General features: G+C 49.3%; 13 protein-coding genes. 6 read left to right on the top strand and 7 right to left on the bottom strand.

Features of this window, described 5'->3' with window-relative positions; genetic code table 11:
- The first annotated feature begins 125 nt into the window (after window positions 1-125).
- Both BUA40_RS12980 and BUA40_RS12975 read left to right on the top strand, forming a co-directional pair.
- Window positions 126-1052 (top strand): glycoside hydrolase family 5 protein, encoded by a 927-nt coding sequence (locus BUA40_RS12980; protein ID WP_072801282.1) that lies wholly within the window; start codon window positions 126-128, stop codon window positions 1050-1052.
- A complete protein-coding gene (locus BUA40_RS12975) occupies window positions 1049-2785 on the top strand; it encodes an HAD family hydrolase (RefSeq protein WP_072801281.1) in 1737 nt (578 codons plus the stop codon). Before BUA40_RS12980 ends, BUA40_RS12975 begins: the two co-directional genes overlap by 4 nt.
- A gap of 3 nt (window positions 2786-2788) precedes the next feature.
- Here BUA40_RS12975 and BUA40_RS12970 read toward each other — a convergent pair whose 3' ends face one another.
- On the bottom strand, window positions 2789-4186 hold the full coding sequence (locus tag BUA40_RS12970; protein WP_143149807.1) for a CotH kinase family protein: 1398 nt from the start codon (window positions 4184-4186) through the stop codon (window positions 2789-2791).
- A 63-nt stretch (window positions 4187-4249) separates the two neighbouring features.
- Window positions 4250-5509, bottom strand: a complete 1260-nt coding sequence (locus BUA40_RS12965) for a CotH kinase family protein (RefSeq protein WP_072801279.1) — start codon at window positions 5507-5509, stop codon at window positions 4250-4252.
- A 164-nt stretch (window positions 5510-5673) separates the two neighbouring features.
- On the opposite strand from BUA40_RS12965, the gene BUA40_RS12960 reads away from it, so the two are divergent.
- Together BUA40_RS12960 and BUA40_RS12955 are read left to right on the top strand one after the other, a co-directional pair.
- Window positions 5674-6282, top strand: a complete 609-nt coding sequence (locus BUA40_RS12960; protein ID WP_143149806.1) for a hypothetical protein — start codon at window positions 5674-5676, stop codon at window positions 6280-6282.
- Window positions 6283-6369: 87 nt separating this feature from the next.
- A complete protein-coding gene (locus BUA40_RS12955; protein ID WP_255369314.1) occupies window positions 6370-6855 on the top strand; it encodes a 3'-5' exonuclease in 486 nt (161 codons plus the stop codon).
- Between the two features lie 50 nt (window positions 6856-6905).
- On the opposite strand, the gene BUA40_RS12950 is transcribed toward BUA40_RS12955, so the two are convergent.
- Genes BUA40_RS12950 through BUA40_RS12940 form a run of 3 tightly spaced genes read right to left on the bottom strand, consistent with a single transcriptional unit; the run spans window position 6906 to window position 11809 of the window.
- Window positions 6906-8120, bottom strand: coding sequence for a glycoside hydrolase family 3 N-terminal domain-containing protein (locus BUA40_RS12950; protein WP_072801277.1), 1215 nt, complete (start codon window positions 8118-8120; stop codon window positions 6906-6908).
- Window positions 8121-8129: 9 nt separating this feature from the next.
- Window positions 8130-10673 carry a DNA topoisomerase III gene (locus tag BUA40_RS12945; protein ID WP_072801276.1) on the bottom strand — a complete coding sequence of 848 codons (2544 nt, stop codon included), beginning with the start codon at window positions 10671-10673 and terminating at the stop codon, window positions 8130-8132.
- Between the two features lie 2 nt (window positions 10674-10675).
- Complete coding sequence (locus BUA40_RS12940) at window positions 10676-11809, bottom strand: glycosyltransferase (protein WP_072801283.1); 1134 nt, start codon at window positions 11807-11809, stop codon at window positions 10676-10678.
- A gap of 144 nt (window positions 11810-11953) precedes the next feature.
- Between BUA40_RS12940 and sstT the strand changes: the two genes are divergently transcribed.
- Complete coding sequence (gene sstT, locus BUA40_RS12935) at window positions 11954-13216, top strand: serine/threonine transporter SstT (protein ID WP_072801275.1); 1263 nt, start codon at window positions 11954-11956, stop codon at window positions 13214-13216.
- Here the strand turns inward: sstT and BUA40_RS12930 are convergent.
- Together BUA40_RS12930 and queF are read right to left on the bottom strand one after the other, a co-directional pair.
- Window positions 13213-13929 carry a queuosine precursor transporter gene (locus BUA40_RS12930; RefSeq protein ID WP_072801274.1) on the bottom strand — a complete coding sequence of 239 codons (717 nt, stop codon included), beginning with the start codon at window positions 13927-13929 and terminating at the stop codon, window positions 13213-13215. The two genes, sstT and BUA40_RS12930, sit on opposite strands and share 4 nt — an antisense overlap.
- Before the next feature lies 1 nt (window position 13930).
- Window positions 13931-14407 (bottom strand): preQ(1) synthase, encoded by a 477-nt coding sequence (queF, locus tag BUA40_RS12925; RefSeq protein ID WP_072801273.1) that lies wholly within the window; start codon window positions 14405-14407, stop codon window positions 13931-13933.
- 304 nt (window positions 14408-14711) lie between these two features.
- Between queF and BUA40_RS12920 the strand changes: the two genes are divergently transcribed.
- Entirely contained in the window at window positions 14712-17111 is a 2400-nt protein-coding gene (locus tag BUA40_RS12920) for a Tex family protein (protein ID WP_072801272.1), read from the top strand.
- Window positions 17112-17165 lie beyond the last annotated feature (54 nt).

Below are 17165 nucleotides of genomic sequence, written 5' to 3'. Positions count from 1 at the left end.
GGCTATACTGTTGCTTCCTTTGCCGGGAAGGGGTGAATAAAAACGGCGAACCTCCTTATCCTGCGCTCGCGAAGTGACTTTTTAAGGGTCAACTAGATACTCTTTTTTCTCATTCTAAGATTGATTTGCTTTGCTCGTTGGGCTTTGACCATATTCGTATACCTGTTAATGAAACCGTATTGTTTGATGACAGCTTGGCGTACCGAAACGCCGAATTCACTTTGTTGCAAGATCGTATAGATTATGCGATTGGAAAAGGTTTGAAGGTTGTTTTAGACCTTCATCGTTCTAGGGTTCATTTTTTCTTGAATGAGAAAAATATTCTTTTTTCAGATTCATCTGCCGAACAGCATTTTTTGAATGTTTGGTCAAAATTACAACAGGAATTCTCTAAATATTCAGTAGATTCCCTGGCTTATGAATGCTTGAATGAGCCTGCAGCGCCAATCAATGAACATGATAAATGGAATAAACTGGTCGCAAAATGGATTAAACAGATTCGTCAAAAAGAGAAGGATCGTTTTCTTGTGATTGGGTCGAATCGGGGCAACCAATTGTGGACTTTTAAGTATCTGAAAATTCCCCAAAACGACAAAAAGCTGATTCTGTCTTTCCATTTCTATCAACCTTCCGTACTTACCCATTACAAGGCGTCGTGGACCGAATTAAAGTATTATGACGGCCCTGCCGTCTATCCGGGGCAGACGATTCCTGATAGTTCTTATAGGCGACTTCCTGATTCTTTAAAACAAAAGTTGAAATATGGCTTGTCTACATATGACAAGAAAACAATAAGAGCGGAAATTGCTAATGCCGTAAAAGTTGCCAAGAAATATGGAATCCCCTTGAATGTAGGGGAAATTGGCTGTCGACGAAATGTACCTGATTTAGATGCGCGCAAACGTTGGCTTGAAGATCTTGTTTCGTTGTTTGATGAATACAATATTTCTTATACTTTCTGGGGAATGAATGGTGCTGGTTTTGGAATTTGGAATTATGATCAGACAATAGATTCTCAATTAATGAAAATATTAAAAGGAAGCGTAAAATGAATCTGTTGAAAAAACTCCTTCCCTACGATGTGGTATTCGTTGATTATTTCGATACGCTGGTTTTTCGATATATACATTCTCATCAGATATATAGGTTGTGGGCTAGAAGACTTCTTGCGAAATTAAACGTGGAACCTAATTGTGTTGATGAAAGCAGCTTGGCGTTTTATCGAAAAAAAGCCCTGTTGAATCTTCGAAAGGAATTTGATGAGCCGCCGTATAGAAACTTGGTTTCAGAAATTTATAGTTTAGCTCGTTTAGAGGGGCATGTAGAATTTGAGCAATTTTTGAATTTAAGTTACTCGGTTGATGAATCAATCGAATTGGGTTGTCAGTATCCGAATAAAAAAGTTGTTGACGCACTTTATCTACTGAAGCAGAAAGGCAAGAAGGTCTATTTGGTGTCTGACTTCTATATGCCCCAAAAAGCCTATGATTCTTTCTTTAAATCGCTAGGGGTAAGCAATCTTTTTGATGGCGTCTTTATTTCCTCGGAGTGCAATGCCAGTAAAAGAACGGGGGCGCTTTATAAGTATGTCCTTGAAAAAATAAATGTTGACCCCAAAAATGTAGTGATGCTCGGTGATAGTAAAAGGGATGATGTCCTGTCGGCGAAAAAGCAAGGTGTTGCTGCCGTTAGGTATTTCCCGATTCGTCATAAAATATATACTAATTTGAGTAAACGATTTAAATGGGATTATTCCAAGAAGATTGTATCGAAAAAATCAAATTGGCTCTATAAAAATTCGTGCTTCGAAGAGTATTCCGTAGTCTTGTTCGCTTTTATACAGAGACTGTTTTCAGAGGCGAAAAGAAACAATGCGCATAAACTGGCGTTCTTGAGCAGAGGTGGGTATTTGTTACAGGAACTTTTTGATGTGTATCAAAAAAATGTAGTCCCTGAATGCGAACGAATTGAAAGTGCATATTGTTTAAATTCTAGAAAAGTGTGCTTTGCAGCGAGAGATGATGAAGAATCAAAGGACTTGTTGCTAAAATATTTGCAATCGTTTAAAAGCGGAGACACCTTGTTTATAGTTGATGAAGGCTGGTATAACCATTCTCAACAAACTATAGCTTCTATTTCGGGGTGGAATACAGTTGGTTTCTACATTGGTTCAAGACGAAAAGAGAAAATGAATATTCCGAATCAATGTGTGAGAAAGGGGTTGCTTTTTGATATGGGCGAAAATGCGCCAAATACGGCCTACTATGGAGTGCTGTGTACAAATTGTTCCATGTATGAACAGATTCTTACGGCACCTCATGGTTCTGTTGACTCGTATTATGAAGAGTCTGGGATAGTGAGGGCTCGCTTGAAAACTAATGAAAAAGAAGAATATTTATATGACAAATATATCCGTGAAATGCAGGAACGGATGTTGTTGCATTTCAAAGGTCTGTGTGCGTGGTTGGGAAATAATGAAGTCCCTCTAAAACAGTGTGCCCGGATAGTTCTAAAATCGGTTGTCTTTAATTCAAAAGAACGATGCGAATGGTTAAATGAATTGGATAAGAATCGCTTTGACAATTGTTCTACGGGAAAGCAAAAAGACAAAACTATTAAGGACGTAAAAATAAATGTCATTGAATTGTTCTTGCATCCGGATCGCTATTTAGGAATGTTTTGCAAGGTCCAACGAAAACTCGTGAACCACCCCGCCTTGGCAATAGGTTATTATCCAATTGCACTTGTGTTTTGTTTGTATGTTCGGATTATGTCAAGAATATAATTTCTAGTAATCTAAATTGGAATCAATCCACAATATTCTTTGACTTATCCAATTTTTTAAATCAACGATTGCTTTGCTGTAATTCGAATAAGCGAATGGATGGAAATTATAGCTGGTACTGGACAGAATATTCCACCGTTTAAAGTTGTTACTCGCTGCGGAATTTAGGTAAGATTGTATGGAATCGATGGTGTTGAGGGTTGATGAAAAATAATCTTTTTGGTTGACCCAAAAATTGCGGCATAATTGTTGAATCGTTGAATCTTTAAATAGGTAATAGTTCCAATAAGCATTTTTAAAATGCCAGTTTTGTGGTTGATCAAGGTTCTTGTCGGCGTGACCTCCGAATGCTAGGTCGAAATCCCAAACGGGTCCCATTCGTATAACATCGTTCTTTGTCCAGGTGAAGAACACGCTTGTGAAAAAGCCCAATTCTGGGGCGTAGTTACTTGTATAAAAACCTGCATCAGGGTTTTTAGAAAATTCTTGTATCCAATAGTGTTTTATGAATTCATCAATGTCGAGCCATTGGGCGATGTTGTTTTCGTAGGAATTATCAATATTTTTCAGATACCTCTCAAAATCCTGAATGTGATCTTGAAGTGTAATTAGTGAACCTTCTGCTGCGTTCTTGGGATTGTGGACTTTGAACGCTTTGCCGTTCCCGCTATTTTTTATAATGTTTGAAAAGATAATTTGTTCGTCTTTTCGATATTTGCCGTCAACTTCGACAACATAGGAATTTGTATTGTTGGGAATGTTAATCCGGTTTTTCCCAATTTTTACGGTTTCTGTAAGTAGATAGACGCCAAGATACTCCTTATTTAAATACACTTCGACAAACTCGCATCGAGGTGCGTAATGTGCGCCCAGTTCTGCGGACAAATGGTATGCTAAATAATTCTTCATCAGAGTCTTGTCTGCATAATTTGCAATTAAAGCCCAGTCTCTGTCTTTAGGCATTCCAAGCATTTCTTGCTTGTTGATAAATTCAATTTTAAAACTTGTTTTGGGAGCGTCCCACGAAGTATTCCCCCTCCCCCTTATGGTCAAATCCAAGATTTCACTTTCGGGGGCATGCTCGCCCCAGATTTGTAGCTTGGCGGGGATTTCGGTTTCACGGTCCCTGATTTCCCGGTAGTTCTCTGTCTCAATTACAATGCGCGGAATGCCTGCATAGGGGTATTCCGTGTCGTCGATGGGGAGGTAATCGATGATCTTTGCGGAAGATGTTTCTTGAGATGGGATGGAGTCTGCAATTTCGTCGCTGCTATTCTCAACTACGGCTATGATTTCTGTTCCGACAGTGTCTGTCCCTTCGCTATTGCTACATCCAAAAACTAGGCACCCGATAATGGCGCCTAGGAGTAGGTGGAGTATCTTTGCGGAACAATCTCGCATGTCCACAAATATATACTGTTTGTAAACTGCTGTTAATGTTTTTTTTATTACTCATCTTGATGATTAGTCAACGGTGTGATTGAGCTCACTTTTCAGCTTTTTCTGTTCCTGGTCGATCCAGATAAAGCGCATGGCGACCCAGTTCCTAAGCTCATGCACGGCTTCGTCATAGGTCGCATAGGGAGTGTCCCAGCGCTTAAAGTTGTTTTGGGCGGGCTTTTCTAGCACGGCTCGGTAGCGGTCGATTGTATCCAGAACCGACATGAAAACGTTCCTGTGCGATTCCCAGAATTCTTGGGCCTTTAGCAAGAAGGTTGTGTCTTCGAACAGGTATTTGTTCCAATAACGGTCACGAATTCCGTATTCCGATGGTATAGTGTCTTTGGTGTCGTTATGGCCTCCGAAAGCCTGGTCGAAGTCCCATACGGGGCCCATAAAAATGCGACTGTCGATGGACCATGTGAAATAGACGCTTGTGTAAAAGTTGGCGTCCAGGTTCTTCGCGAATTCCTGAATCCAGTAATAAAGAATGTATTCCTTGATATTGATCCATTGGTCTAAAGACAACGATTTGTACTCTTTCATGAACTGAACATAGGATTCGAAATTGTTGACGAACGAAATCAGCGTGTCCTGAGACAGGGTGTTCAGCTCTTTGGGGTAATGGATGTTGAGCGCTTTTCCCAAGTTGGTTAAATAAATGTGTTCGTCCTTGTGGGATTTTGCGTCGATTTCGACAAGAAAGGTCGTGCTTGGCGACGGTACCCTGATTCTGTTCTTTCCGATTTTGAGGGTCTCGGTGAGTTGGTAGACTCCCAGGTATTCCCGGTTCAGGTACAGTTCGGCGAATTGACTCCGGGGCGTGTAATAGGCGCCCAGTCCGGCCGAAAGCCGAAAGGCCAACAGGTTCTTCATTAAGGTCTTGTCGGCGTAGTTTCCGATTAGCGCCCAATCCCGGTCGGCGGGCATTCCCAGCATGGGCTGTTTGTCGACGAATTCAATTTTATAGCCTTTCTTGGGCATGTCCAAGGTGGAATTGCCCCTTCCCTTGATGGTCAAATCCAACACTTCGCTTTCGGGGGCGTTCTCGCCCCATATTTGCAGCTTGGCAGGGATTTCGGTTTTGCGGTCTTTGACGGGGGTTCGATTTTCGGTTTCGATAACGATTCTCGGGATTCCTGCGTAAGGGTATTCCGTATCGTTTAAAGGTAGATAATCCGCTGTTGCGGGGATTTCTGCTGTTCCGGTAAATTCCCCTTCGCTGTTGCTGCAGGCGCAAAAAAGCAATGCGGCGAAAACAAAAGCGGAAATCGGGAAATTCATGCCCTTAAAATAAATAAAACGATTCGGGATTAATCAAAAAAAGTGACGTTTTGGGATTGGAATGGCGGCTTTTTCTTATTTTTCGCTTTTTTTTGCTCTTTCTGGGTCTTTTTCGCTGGTATTCATTTATATTACGCTATGGAGTTTTAGTGTAAGAGGATCCCATGAAGTTTAACGTTTGGGTATGTGGGTCGGTTGGATTTTTATGGGTTATAGCGATGATTCTGTTGCTTTCGGCGACAGGGGTCTTTGCTGAAGACATGATCGCCACAGCTTCGAACGGTTCAACGGTGATTCTGCATGATAACGGCCGTTGGGAATACCACCAGAACAATTCCAAAATCCGCGATGTGCGCCCTAGCGCCATTCCTGAAGACGCCAAGTTTCAGATTACAGTGAGCTACGAAAGCGCCAACAAGATTAAAAAAGATATTCGCATGATGATGGATGGCGAATTCGCCACCGAAGAAGAAATCCGTGACAGTTTGCGCAAGGTGCCCAAGGGCGGCATGGTGTATTTTCAGGTGCCGACGAGCCAGATTAAGCCGGGTTATACCCGCGAGCTGACGTATTACATTTACGATAAGGGCAAGAAGCCGATTTTCTCGCAGACGGCTCGCGATAGCGAGGCGAAACCCACTGTCGAAAGTAGCAAGGTTTCTAATTTGATGGTCGTGCCCCTTTTTGCAAAGCCTAAATCCAAGGTGCTCAAGGCGAAGGTGGTGAGCGAATCTGCCCGCCAGTCGCTGGAGTTCGATATCCCTATTAAGTAGCCCCCATGAAGTTTGCAGTTGTAGATTTAGAAACGACGGGGGGGGACAGCTGAAGTCGGGCGCATTACCGAAGTCGGTATTGTGCTGATGGACGATTGCGAAGTGGTCAAGACTTTTTCGGCGCTGGTGGATCCGGGAATGCCGATTCAGCCTTTTGTGCAGAACCTTACGGGTATTACGGACGAAATGGTTCGCGGCAAGCCACAGTTTGCATCGATTGCCGAAGAAGTTGCGGAACTATTGAAGGAACGCATCTTTGTGGCGCACAATGTGCAGTTCGATAGCAAGTTCATGCGTACGGAACTCAAGCGTTGTTGCATTAAGATTGACCCGCCGAGGCTTTGTACGGTCAAGATTGCTCGCCGCTTTTTCCCTGGACTTCCGAGCTACAGCTTGCATAAGTTGACGCAGGCGTTGGAGCTGCCGGAATTCAATCATCACCGAGCTTTAGATGACGCGCTTGCAGCTGCAGAAATCCTGAAGCTTGCTTACAATAAAGTCGGGCCGGAAAAGATTCTTAAGGAAGTCAAGAATCTCTCGACCCCGAAAAAAGCGAAAGTCGATGCTATCTGATGACTCTCGCCTGAAGTGTCAATCCGGACTCGGTCCGGGTTCAGCTTTTTTTACTTAATTATCCCCGCCTTATACTTCATTTTAAGTATGCGGGCGGAGGATTCCTCAATTCGTTCGCGGTAGTACTTGCTTTGCTTCGAAAGCGCGGCGAGGTAATTCACCATTTCAACTGCTTTCTGCGGGTACGTAATCATGAACATGTCGTTGCCTGCCATCAAGGCAGTGCGAACGAGTTTCCTGAAGTCCTTGGCGGGGTAGTTCTTGCTGCGCACGCGTTCGTTGCCGCTTACCCAGGCGCGCAGACTTACGCCCCACAGGTCGTCGGTAAGGAAGACTGTTTCAGGCGACATGTCGCGTGCCATCTTCACAATTTTCGGCTCGAATACGGCAGGACGGCTTGAGATGCGCACGAAGCTTACGCTGCTCATCATAGTTACGGGAATGTCGCTGGCGAGCGTTTTGAAGAATTCTACGTTCTTCGCGACTTTAGCCCTGGGGGTTGAACTCACGGCGATTTGGTGGTCGCTGTTGGTCCAGGAATCGTAACCTGGGAAATGCTTCGATACGCAGGCCACGTTGCTTTCGCGCATGCCCTGCACAAAGGCGCGGACCTTAGGTGCATTCAAGGTGTCTTCGCCCCAAGAACGCTTGGATTCTTCCATGAACGAATTTTTGCCGCGGCTGTCCTTGGCGGGGTCGAGCACGGGGGCCAAATTCAAGTTGATTCCTACACTGTCGAGCACAGCACCGATTCTTTTGGCGAGCGCGCGAATGGAATCTTCACTCATGGCGCGCATTTGCTTAGCGCTCGGGGTGTGCTCCCATTGCGGCGCCACAACCGAGATGCGGTTCACGTAGCCGCCTTCCTGGTCGGCGGCCACGAGCGGCTTGATTCGCATGTTCTCGTTGACGGTGCGGATGTTATCGGTGAATTTATCCAAATTCTTCAGGTGATTTTTCATCACCAGGTATCCGCCGAATTCGTGCTCAAGCATGAACGATGCAGGCGTCATGTACACCATCACCATCTGCGCCGCTTTCTGCTTGATCGTCAGCGAATCCCACAGCGGCAAGAGCTCGCGGGGGAGGCCATAAGGCGTTTGCGCAGAATCGTTTTGCGGCAAGGCTTCGGCGGTGTACGGTACATTAGCAAGCGATTCCGTCAAAGAGTTCAACGGAACGAACTGTACGTCAGGCTGAGAATCCTCCGCCTGCGCAAAGGCAAATGCCGCTAAAAAGATTGTTGCTGCTCGTTTAAGATACATTCCGCGGGGCTACTCGGCCTTCTTCTTGCCAAAGCGTCTCGGTTTGAATTCACGGGGCGGGAAGTCGAACTTGAGCTTGCCGCCTTTATCCAAATAAAGGTATGCGTCAAAGGTGCGGTGGGTCTTGTTGCTGCGGAAACCCTTGAGGAGCGAGGTCTTTTCGCCGGCGAGCATCTTCTTGATTTCTTCCAGCGGAATTTCCTTGCCCAAGAGAATCTTCGGAAGCGTAATGCCGCTGGGTTCCTTCTTCAGGTAAGAATCGCTCACGTAGCCGGTCATGGTCTCGTATACGGCGGCGCCGTCTACAGGCGACTTGCCGACTTCGGCTCCGACTTCTACTTCTTCGGGCTTTTCATCGAATACAAATTCAATCTTGTTTTCGTCGTTGATAATCACGACGGCTGAGAATTCGGCGCCACGCTTGCTACGGAATCCGGTGAGCGGGCCAATCTTCCTGTTGGTCAAGAGCTCGGTGATTTCTTCCGGAGTGAGTCTCTTGCCGCCAATCATCTTGCGGATCACGATGCCGTCTTCGGTGGTGTAGCGGCTTACGGTCTCGAAAACCTTCTTGCCGTTCACGGGGCTAAACGGGGCTTCGCCGGTGGTGCTTTCTTCCTTGAAACCCTTGATGTTTTTCACCATGGTGCGCGTCATGTCGACGATGCCTTCCATGAACTTTTCGCGGGTTTCCTTGCCCTTCTCGATTTGCTCCATTTTATATTCCCAGTTACCGGTGAGTTCCGGGCTGGTGAGCGCTTCGATGTCCATGGCCTTCAGCACCTTGATGAGGTCGAATGCCTTGGCGGTCGGAATCATGTCCTTGCCGTCGCGAACCACGTACTTGTCGCTGACGAGCTTTTCGATAATGGCGGCGCGCGTTGCCGGCGTTCCAAGTCCGCGTTCCTTCATGGCGTCGCGGAGTTCTTCGTCTTCCACCAGCTTACCGGCGCTTTCCATCATCGAGAGGAGCGTGCTTTCAGTGTAGTGTGCAGGCGGCTTGGTAAAGTCTTCCTTTTCTTCGAGGGCGACTGTCTTGGCAGATTTGCCCTTGAGTGCCGGGATGCTCGATTCGTCGTCACTGTCCTTGCCGTACACGGCCTTGAAGCCCGGGTCTACCAGCACCTTGCCTTCGGTGAGGAAGGTTTCACCTTCCACGGTTGTTACGCGGGTGGTGTTTTCGTACTTGGCAGGCGGGAAGAACACAGCGATGAATCGCTGGCAAATCATCGTGAAAATCTTTTGTTCGGCTTCGGTCAGGCCCGAGGGCATCACGCCGGTGGGGATGATGGCGAAGTGGTCCGAAATCTTGGAGTTGTCGAACACCTTGGGAGTCTTCACGACCCAGTTGTTCTTGAGGGCGGTCTCGGCGAACTTGGCGAGCGGGCCTTCAATCTTTCCGAGGGTTGCCTTCACCGGAGCCACGTAGTCTTCGGGCAAGCAACGGCTGTCGGTACGCGGGTAGGTGGTTGCCTTGTGGCGTTCGTACAAAGCCTGTGCAATCGAAAGGGTGGTCTTGGCGCTAAAGCCGAAGCGGTTATTTGCTTCGCGCTGCAGCGTGGTCAAGTCGTACAGCGGACCGCACTTCTGGAGCGAGGGAGCAGACGTTTCTTCCACAGTGCCGGCCTTGCCCTTGCACTTCTTCAAGATTTCCTTGACTTTCTTTTCGTCAAAAATCTGCTTGACCTTGTCCTTGCCGTCTTCCTTGCTGGTGGTGAACCACTTGCCGGGGTAGTGGCTGCCGTCGTTGTCGAATTCGGCTTCCACGGTCCAGAACTTCTGCGGCACAAACTGCAGGCGTTCTTCTTCGCGGTTCACGATAATGGCGAGCGTCGGCGTCTGCACACGGCCGCACGGGGTCACCTGGAATCCGCCCATGGAACTATTGTAGGCGGTAAGGCCGCGGCTTCCGTTCATGCCAATCAGCCAGTCGGCTTCGCTACGGCAAAGGGCGGCGGCCTTCAGGTTTTCCATTTCGGAGCCATCGCGCATGTTTTCGAATGCTTCCTTGATGGCGGCTGGGGTCATACTCTGCATCCACAGGCGCTTGATGGTCTTGCCAGTGAACTTGCCCTTGAGCACATACTGTAATATATAGAAGAAAATCAGTTCACCTTCGCGGCCCGCATCGCATGCGTTCACGATGGTCGTCACGTCCTTGCGCTTGATGAGCTTGCTTAAAGCGGAAAGCTGGCCCTTGGTCGCTGGTGTGGCAACAAGCGGAAATTCCTTGGGGAGCATGGGGAGCGTGCTCATTTCCCACTTCTTGTACTTTTCGTCGATTTCCTTGGGGTCGGCGATTTCAACCAGGTGGCCGATGGCATGGCTCACGATGGTGGTGTCGCTTTCGTAGTGGGTCTTTTCGTTCTTAAAGTTCTTTTGGCCGAGCACGCGCACTAGGTCTAGGGCTACACTCGGTTTTTCGGCGATAATCAGGGTCTTGCCTTCGACCGGAGTCTTAGCTGCCTTCGTTGCAGTTTTCTTTGCAGCGGTAGTCTTTGTCGCTGCGGTCTTTGTTGCCTTAACGGCTGTTGCTTTTTTTGTTGTAGTTGCCATCATTATTTCCATTTAAATCGTCCGAACAGGCCAAAAAGCACGGCCAGCACGGTAAAGGGGGCGTGAATGAATTCAACCGGGATACACCATTTTAAAAGGTGCTCCTGCTTGAATATCCTGAGCCCGCGGAGTATTAAAACCAAATCGCCGATACACTTGGCGACAAACGCGATAATCGTCGCAATCAAAACGTTAAAGCTGAACGGTGCAAATGCTGCTGCGATACATTGCATGACCAGGAACAGGAACACCATAGAGAGCACAAAGACGATTTTCGGTGTATAGTATATAGTCTTCGAGGCCCAACGCTTGCGTTGTTCCCAGAGTTCCTTGAGGGTTTCCTTGCCGTTGGTGGTCACGAAGGTGGACTCGGCGATGCAGTAGCGCATGGCCCAGGGGCGGTCAGCGGCCAGTTTCTGCATCAGCAGGTCGTCGTCGCCGCTCTGAATTTTGATGACGTTATCGAATCCATGCACGCTTTTGAAGAAGCTCTTGCGGTAGGCGAGGTTGTTGCCGGTGCTTGTGAGCGGGAGTCGCATCGCGAGGCCCGCGGTGCCGGCGACTCGGTAAATGAGGGTCTCGACCGCCTGCATGCAGATAAGGATGCTTGACTTACCGGGGATTGTAGGAATGTACGAATGCCCGGCTACTAGTTCAATGCCCGGTTCGAATTCGGCGACAATTCCCGTGACCCAGGTGGGCTTTACCAGGCAGTCGGCGTCGGTCAGGCACAGAATTTCGCCTTCGCAGGCCTCGATCAGCAGTGAAAGCGCATGCTTTTTGGGGCTGACCCCTTCCGGAATCTCTTTAATTGTCAGAACATGCAGTCTGGGGTTCTTGGCGGCATAATCGGCCAAAATTTTCGGCGTATCGTCGTCGCTGCGGTCGTCGGCCACCCAAACATCCCAGTCACCGCGGTAGTCTTGAGCTAAAACCGAGTCCAATGTAGCCCGAATACCCACCGATTCATTGCGGGCGGCAATCAAGATGCTTACCTTGGGGGCGGGCTCCACATCGGAATTGCCCACGCGCACCGAACCCAGCGCACGGAAGAACCGCGCCTCCAAGACTATATAGAATAGTCCGAACACAGCCAAAAGGCCGATGACCAGGTATGTGAGCACCGTAAAAAACATTTTCCGCGCAAAATTTAGTTCATCAGGGCGGCTTTGGAAAATGACGCCCGCCAAAATGGCCTTGATTTTTTGCGCACCTTTCGTTTTTGTCCCAAAAACCGCAAAATTATATTTATATTACACATAGGAAAGTGGAGGCCTGCCATGAAATTAAAGGCTTTAATCAATAAATATAATAGTGCGAACCTGGTGCTCCGTATCGCGATTTCGATAGTCGTGGGCGCTCTCCTGGGTGCGCTTTTGCCGTCGCAAAAATGGATTAGCGAATTCGGCGTTTTGTTCGTGGGTGCGCTTAAGGCAGTGGCGCCAGTGCTTGTGTTCATTTTGATTATTTGTTCGCTTGCCACTGGCAATTCGCGTTTTGACCGTCGCTTTGCCCGCGTGATTATTTTGTACTTGGTGAGCACGTTGCTTGCTTCGTTTGTTGCCTTGGGGGCGAGTCTCCTATTCCCGCAGAACCTAGATTTAGCTGTGTCTGCCGATGTCTCGGTGGTCCCTACCGATATTTATGAAATCTTGCATAATTTGTTGGTAAATGCGGTGTCGAATCCGTTTGCCTCTATTTCTGATGCTAATTATATAGGCATTCTGGTGTGGGCTGCCTTTTTGGGGTTTGCCGTCAAGAAGATTGCAAGCCCGGTGACGCTTACGGTGTTGCAAGATATGTCGAATGCCGTGTCGATGGTGGTGCGCTGGATTATTAACCTTGCTCCGTTCGGTATCATGGGCATCATGTACACCTCGGTTTCTACGAACGGAATCGGTATTTTCAAGACCTACGGTTCGCTCATCCTGGTTCTGGTTATCACCATGCTCTTTGTGGCACTTGTGATTGTGCCGGCTCTTGTGGGGCTTGTGTTGCGTCATGACCCGTATCCGCTGGTGCTCAAGTGCCTCAAGAGCAGTGCCGTTACGGCTTTCTTTACCCGCAGTTCCGCCGCGAACATTCCTGTGAACATGGCTCTTTGTAAAAGGCTCGGGCTCGACCGCGAATTTTATTCCGTTTCTATTCCGCTGGGTGCGACCATCAACATGAGCGGTGCGGCAATTACTATTACGGTCATGGCGCTTGCGACGGTGCATACCCTCGGAGTGCCGGTCTCGTTAACCTCGACGTTGATTGTTTGCTTGCTTGCAACCATTGGCGCCTGCGGTACTAGCGGTGTGGCTGGCGGCTCGCTTCTCCTGATTCCGCTGGCATGCGCTCCCTTCGGCATTTCGACCGACATTGCCATGCAGGTGGTGGCCATCGGCTTTATTATCGGCGTGGTTCAAGACAGTATGGAAACGGCCCTGAACTCTACGACGGATGCCATCTTCACGGCAACGGCCGAATACGCCGCTTGGCGCAAGCAGGGTAAGCCCTTGCCTAAAGAATTATTCCACGACCATAAAGTCGAAGATTAGTCTTTCATCAGTTCCGGATGCTTTTCGGCGATGCGGCGTGCAAGGTACACGAACGGTGTGTCCATCAATGATGTCACGATGAAGATGCCGTAACCGAAAATCAGGATTTCACCAATCGTATTCCACGGGAACACGCCAGCGAAGGCGAGCAGGTTGAATACGACCACGTTAATCAACTGGCTCACCAGCGTAGAACCGTTGTTACGCAGCCACAAGAAACCGCGCTTGTCGCCGAACTTCTTTTCGGACCATTTCCAAACGGCGTGGTAGGCCCACACATCGTACATTTCGCAAATGGCGTAGGCGAACAGGCTCGCAAGCATCACGCGCGGGGTGTTGGCGAATACGGTGCGAATCGGTTCTGCCATAGTGTCGCCTGCGGCCGGAATGTACAGGAACCAACTCTGCGAAATCAGAATGAAGGTCACGTTCGCGAGGATGCCGATTTTGACGCAGCGGCTGGCGTCTTTCTTGCCGAAGATTTCGCTCATGATATCGGTGGCCAGGAACGACGATGCAAAAATCACGTTGCCGAGCGTGGTGTCGAGACCGAAGGCGTGCACCAGAATCAGCACTTCGATGTTGGCGGCGATCGTGCAGATTACCGTCCAGGCGAAAATGCCCTGCTTGCCAAAGAAGCGGAAAAAGCCGACGAGTCCGCCGAAGAACACGAAGATAGAGGCGATAAGGATGATTTCGTTCTGGAACGGCATCTTACTTTCTCCTATCGATGGCGGTGAACAGACGGGTCTTGGCGAGGGTTTCGAATTCGGTGCCCGGCTTGCCGTAGTTGGCAAACGGGTAAAGCGAAATACCGCCACGCGGCATAAAGATGCCTTCGACTTCCAAATACTTGGGTTCCAGCAGCTTGACCAAATCCTTCATGATGATGTTTACGCAGTCTTCGTGGAAGTCACCGTGGTTACGGAACGAGAACATGTAAAGCTTCAGGGACTTGGATTCAACCAGGTACTGGTCCGGAATGTAGTTGATCTTGATTTCGGCAAAGTCCGGCTGGCCGGTTTTCGGGCAGAGGCTAGTGAATTCCGGGCAGTTGAAGGTGACCATATAGTCGTTACCCGGATGCTTGTTTGGGAACTTTTCCAGCACTTCGGGGCTGTAGGTGGTCTTGTATTGGGTTTTCGTATTGCCCAGTAGGGTTACGCCTTCGAGTTCAGCTTCTGAACGCATAAAGTCTCCTAGTTTTGTTTAAAGTCAGGATGGGTTTCGAACTGACCGACCCAAAGATAGAAAATTATTCAAGATTCCAAAGGTTTGCTGTGTGTGCCGTAAGTTGTTGAGAGACCGTGAGTTAACAATTTCGCTACAATAAACTTACGGAGAATAGGCCCTTTTTGACACTCAGCTGTCATCGGAATTATCTATATTCCCCATACCTTAGGAAAACTTCTAGGGTACCCCGCACTGCGGTGCTGGGTTGGACTCAGGGCTTTAAGACCCTCAACCGAAATACATATAACGGAAACTACATATTATGGATTTTTCTGCAATTATTGCCGAAGAGCTTAACCTTGAAGTATGGCGCGTCGCCAAGGCGCTCGAACTGATGGACCAGGGTGGCACCATCCCCTTTATCGCCCGTTACCGTAAAGACCAGACGGGTACATTGAACGAAATTGAACTGCGCGACATCAGTCACCGTCGCGACTACCTGCAAGAACTGGTAGACCGTAAAGAAACGATTCTCAAGAGCATCAAAGAACAGGGCAAGCTCACGCCCGAACTCAAGGCACAGATCGAAGCCTGTAAGGACAAGACCCTCCTCGAAGATATTTACGCCCCGTACAAGCCGAAGAAGCGCACTCGCGCAACGGCTGCAAAGGAACTGGGCCTCGAACCTTTGGCTCGCCTCATGTGGGCACAGGAAGAAACTGGCAACACGGCAGAACAGATTGCCCTGATTTACCTTTCCGAAGAAAAGGGCCTTGCCGACCCGAAGGCTGCTCTCAAGGGTGCTGCCGACATTTTGGCCGAAGAAGTGGCCGACAACGCCGAATTCCGTCAGTACCTGCGTAACAAGATGGAAAAGACCGGTGTCATGATTTCCAAGGTCAAGAAGGATTTCGAAGGCCAGGAAACCAAGTTCAAGGATTACTACGATTACAGCGAACAGGTGTCCAAGATTCCGAGCCACCGTATGCTGGCTCTCCGCCGCGGCGAAAAGGAAAAGGTGCTCCGCCTTTCTATCGAAGTGCCGAACGAAGAAATGATCGGCTACCTCAAGCAGCAGATTATCAAGGGCAACACCACTTGGACTCCGTATCTGGAAGCCATGTGCCAGGATGCTTGGGAACGCCTGCTTCAGCCGAGTATGGAAAGCGAAGTGCGCCTCCTGTTGAAGGATGCCGCCGAAGAAGAAGCTTTCAAGGTGTTCAGCAAGAACCTTCAGGACGTTTTGCTCGCCGCTCCGGCTGGCCACAAGGCAGTGCTCGCCCTTGACCCGGGTTTCCGTACGGGTTGCAAGGTGGCAGTGCTCGACGAAAACGGCAAGTTCATGGATCACGGCATCATCAAGCCGCACGAACCGTGGAATGACAAGGCCGGTGCCGCCGTGTACCTGATGGGCCTTATCGACAAGTACAAGATTGACTTGATCGCTATCGGTAACGGTACCGCTAGCCGCGAAACGGATGCATTCTGCGCCGAAATGTCTGCCAAGTTCAAGGGCAAGGTTCCTCCGCGCGTGATTGTTTCGGAAGCGGGCGCATCTGTGTATAGCGCAAGCATGATTGCTATCCAGGAATTCCCGAAGGAAGACGTGACCACTCGTGGCGCCATCTCCATTGGCCGCCGCTTGCAGGATCCGCTTGCTGAACTCGTGAAGGTCGATCCGCAGTCCATTGGCGTGGGCCAGTACCAGCACGACGTGAACCAGCGCGAACTCAAGAAGCGCCTGGACGAAGTGGTGGAAAGCTGCGTGAACATGGTCGGTGTCGACGTGAACAGCGCTTCTGCTCCGCTGCTTTCTCATGTGGCTGGCCTCAGCAATACTTTGTCCGAAGCGATTGTGAAGTACCGCGAAGAAAACGGTGCTTACGCTAGCCGCGAAGCCCTTAAGAACGTGAAGGGCTTTGGCCCGAAGGCCTTTGAACAGGCTGCAGGCTTTATGCGCATTCCGGGTGCCGAAAACCCGCTGGATGATTCTGCCGTTCACCCGGAAAACTACGCCCTCGTGGAAAAGATGGCTGAAAAGGCTGGCGTTTCTGTGAAGGACATGGTGGGTAACGCCGAAGCCGTGAAGGCGATCAACCTCGAAGAATTCCTCTCCGACGAAGTGGGTAAGGCTACTTTGGACGATATCATGAAGGAACTCCAGAAACCGAGCCGCGACCCGCGTAAGGAATTCCGCTACGCCAAATTCGACGACAAGATTCGCACCATTCAGGACCTGATTACGGGCAGCTGGATGGAAGGTGTCGTGACGAACGTGGCAAACTTCGGTGCCTTCGTGGACATTGGCGTTCACCAGGACGGCCTCGTGCACGTTTCTGAAATCAGCGACAAGTTCGTAGAAGACGCCAAGACGGTTTTGACCGTGGGCGATATCGTGAAGGTGCGCGTGGTCGCAGTCGATGTGGGTCAGAAGCGCATTAGCCTTTCGATGAAGCAGGAATCTACCGACGGCGTTGCCGGTGCCGGTGCTAATGGCCCGCGTGGCCAGCGCGCTGGTGGTAACCGCGGCGGATTCGGTGGCCACGGCCGCGATAACCGCGGCAATGCCCGCCCGCAGGGCGGCATTCAGGGCCATGCCACCCTCGCAGACCTTAAGGCAAAAATCGCCGGCAAGGACCGCCCGGGTGCAGCTCCGAAGAAAGCCGCTGCCATGCCCGGCAAGATGAGCGCCCTGTTGAAAAACATGAAGAAGGGAATGTAGCGCAACACGGGCGCCCTTACGTTCGTGTAAACTTTTCTTATGGTTTGAAAGCGG

The organism is Fibrobacter sp. UWT2 (assembly GCF_900142545.1).
In the GTDB taxonomy this organism is placed as follows: Bacteria; Fibrobacterota; Fibrobacteria; order Fibrobacterales; family Fibrobacteraceae; genus Fibrobacter.
The sequence above is the reverse complement of the archived record's forward strand: the minus strand, read 5'-3'. Positions and strand labels throughout refer to the sequence as shown.

Coding starts and splice junctions, on each gene's coding strand:
- BUA40_RS12955 (WP_255369314.1), top strand. CDS start 6,370: ATGGACGATTGCGAAGTGGTCAAGACTTTTTCGGCGCTGGTGGATCCG.
- queF (WP_072801273.1), bottom strand. CDS start 14,407: ATGCGTTCAGAAGCTGAACTCGAAGGCGTAACCCTACTGGGCAATACG.
- BUA40_RS12930 (WP_072801274.1), bottom strand. CDS start 13,929: ATGCCGTTCCAGAACGAAATCATCCTTATCGCCTCTATCTTCGTGTTC.
- BUA40_RS12975 (WP_072801281.1), top strand. CDS start 1,049: ATGAATCTGTTGAAAAAACTCCTTCCCTACGATGTGGTATTCGTTGAT.
- sstT (WP_072801275.1), top strand. CDS start 11,954: ATGAAATTAAAGGCTTTAATCAATAAATATAATAGTGCGAACCTGGTG.
- BUA40_RS12960 (WP_143149806.1), top strand. CDS start 5,674: ATGAAGTTTAACGTTTGGGTATGTGGGTCGGTTGGATTTTTATGGGTT.
- BUA40_RS12920 (WP_072801272.1), top strand. CDS start 14,712: ATGGATTTTTCTGCAATTATTGCCGAAGAGCTTAACCTTGAAGTATGG.
- BUA40_RS12965 (WP_072801279.1), bottom strand. CDS start 5,509: ATGAATTTCCCGATTTCCGCTTTTGTTTTCGCCGCATTGCTTTTTTGC.
- BUA40_RS12940 (WP_072801283.1), bottom strand. CDS start 11,809: ATGTTTTTTACGGTGCTCACATACCTGGTCATCGGCCTTTTGGCTGTG.
- BUA40_RS12950 (WP_072801277.1), bottom strand. CDS start 8,120: ATGTATCTTAAACGAGCAGCAACAATCTTTTTAGCGGCATTTGCCTTT.
- BUA40_RS12945 (WP_072801276.1), bottom strand. CDS start 10,673: ATGGCAACTACAACAAAAAAAGCAACAGCCGTTAAGGCAACAAAGACC.
- BUA40_RS12970 (WP_143149807.1), bottom strand. CDS start 4,186: ATGCGAGATTGTTCCGCAAAGATACTCCACCTACTCCTAGGCGCCATT.